Here is a 562-nt window from a genome sequence, read left to right on the forward strand (position 1 = left end):
TGGACGAGGCGAGTCGCTAGCTTGACCGAGTTGCTCTAGTTGAGACAGTTTAGTACGAGCATTTTTGATGACCGTTTTTGGTACGCCAGCTAAGCCCGCAACCGCCAAGCCGTATGTTTTGCTTGCGGCGCCTTCTTGAACAGCGTGCATGAAAGCAATGCTGTCGCCATGTTCTACCGCATCTAGGTGAACATTCGCTAAGTTTGGTAGCAAGTTCGGTAATTCGGTTAGTTCAAAATAGTGCGTAGCGAAAAGTGTCATCGCGCCAATTTGTGTTGCAAGCCATTCGGCACTTGCCCATGCCAATGAAAGACCATCGTAAGTACTGGTACCGCGACCGATCTCATCCATTAACACCAAGCTGTTCTTGGTTGCGTTGTGGAGAATGTTGGCTGTTTCTGTCATCTCTACCATGAAGGTTGAACGACCTGATGCCAAGTCATCTGAAGCACCGATACGAGTAAAGATGCGATCCAATGAGCCAATTTGTGCTGATTCTGCAGGTACATAAGAGCCGATGTGAGCCATCAACGCAATTAGCGCAGTTTGGCGCATGTAGGTT

The 562-nt window shown here is 48.6% G+C and carries 1 protein-coding gene; it reads right to left on the reverse strand.

Annotated elements, in window-relative coordinates:
• The coding region (locus tag R7E78_RS29165; protein ID WP_411913786.1) for a MutS-related protein at positions 1 to 562 on the reverse strand (562 nt) is incomplete at both ends.

Source organism: Vibrio sp. YT-19(2023) (genome assembly GCF_033337395.1).